At 35.4% G+C, this 1,796-nt stretch carries 1 protein-coding gene and 1 pseudogene; both read right to left on the bottom strand.

Going from position 1 to position 1,796, the window contains the following annotated elements:
• A pseudogene (locus ABTZ91_RS33965) lies at positions 1-714 on the bottom strand (hypothetical protein); the annotation flags it as partial.
• A 523-nt stretch (positions 715-1,237) separates the two neighbouring features.
• Positions 1,238-1,387 (bottom strand): toxin-antitoxin system HicB family antitoxin, encoded by a 150-nt coding sequence (locus ABTZ91_RS33960; RefSeq protein ID WP_350502499.1) that lies wholly within the window; start codon positions 1,385-1,387, stop codon positions 1,238-1,240.
• Positions 1,388-1,796: the final 409 nt, after the last annotated feature.

Below are 1,796 nucleotides of genomic sequence, written 5' to 3'. Positions count from 1 at the left end.
TATCTTATGAATATTGCCTAGATATTCATTTTCATAGTTTTTGGAATATGTTATATATTCGTCATGAGACTTTAGCAGAGTCTCTTTTTCTTTTTCCGTCAAAATATACTCTTCAGGCTTCTTTAACCCTCTACTCGAAAAATAAGACTTCTCTCCAAGTAATCTTTCGTCAATATTATCCTTTATCATATATTTCGTTATATAAGCCCCTACATTGTCCACGTGGTCTATTTTATTTATTTTAACAAACCCATGACCCCAGATGTCCGATAGAACGTCTACAGGCGTGTAAGGAAGGTTATAGACCAATAGGTGATAATGTATAGCCCCTCGTTTCTGAAACTCAATTACAGCAGTGTATTTTAGTTTTATTTTTAAAGTGTAATTCAGCCTTTGGATAAACTTTTTGAAGTTATAGTTAGATTGTTTTATGTCCTGCATGTTTTCAGCATATGTAAGTGTGAAAAATTTCGGTTGCTCGTTCCACGCATTTGCATTGGCATTTGCTTGGTTAAACACTTGCTTCCTTGCACGATATAACACATCAGACCTGTTCTTCATCTTTGTTTCAGCATCATTTATCCAATCATGATCAGACTGTTTTTTCCTACCAGCATTTTCACGAACTGCATCTTTACCTGTTGCTACCTCTTTCTCGTAGCTCAATAATTCCCATACACCGCCACTTTTTATTAGTTTGTGACGATACCTCAATTATAAAATACCTCTCTTCCTTGTCTAAATTTTTCTGCTTATTAATCGCTATAATCAAGTTAAGTAAGAAACAGAAATAGCGATTAAATATTAACCTATTTTTCTATCAGATTTAAACGGAAATATAAATCCTAAATCTACTAGAATTGTACCACTAAATTCGCCGCAGCCGGTTATTACTTTTCTATCAACTCCTGAAATTTTATAAAAGAATCCTGGTTGCAAAATGATAGTTTGTTTTAGTGCGTGTAATGTAACCACCATTACTTTTGTGTCTTCGGTTTTGTAATAAGAAATATTAAACATGTGCTCGTCCTCTTTTCTTGTTTTTTTAGTTGCGCTTCACCATCACCACTGCGTAGATCTACTCCATGAATCCTTGACTCGGAACCTTTGCGACCCAGATTACTTGCCACCGTCGCCACCTTCTAGAAATCTTTAATGTGGCAAACCGAACTAGGTTATCAGAGTCGCCTTTCCAAGTAAAGGAACCGCTACGCTTTCACTACGTAGAACTACTCCGTTAAAACTCTTTATCGTCTTTATATTCGCTCAGTATGTATGAAATCAAAGCGTTGACCGACATACCTCTCTTTTCAGCTTCTTTTTTTAACCATTCGTGTAGGTCTTCAGTAAGCCTTAGAGAAAAAACCGCTTTTCCCAATAACTTCACCTCCTTATGGTATCATTATAGTATCAAAGTGGTATCATGTCAATACCATAATGGTTAGTGTTATTTCTCTCGGTCTTTTATAAATAAAATAAATCCGCCTTGCGGTGTCGGGGGCCCCAACTGGAGTCACCCCACCCACACGCAAAAGGGCGGATTTTATATTTTCAAGGAAATTAAATAAGGACCCCATTATAGGAGTCCCATTGTCAAAGTTTGAACACTTTACCCGCTATTAGAAAACGGTAAAGTCATAGTATTTTTATTTTCTATGTGTTAAAATAGCGCTGTTAACTTTTGCGATTTAAGTTAATTTGTATCTTATGAATATTGCCTAGATATTCATTTTCATAGTTTTTGGAATATGTTATATATTCGTCATGAGACTTTAGCAGAGTCTCTTTTTCTTTTT

The organism is Streptomyces sp. NPDC126499, from assembly GCF_040302485.1.
GTDB lineage: Bacteria > Actinomycetota > Actinomycetes > Streptomycetales > Streptomycetaceae > Streptomyces.
The sequence above is the reverse complement of the archived record's forward strand: the minus strand, read 5'-3'. Positions and strand labels throughout refer to the sequence as shown.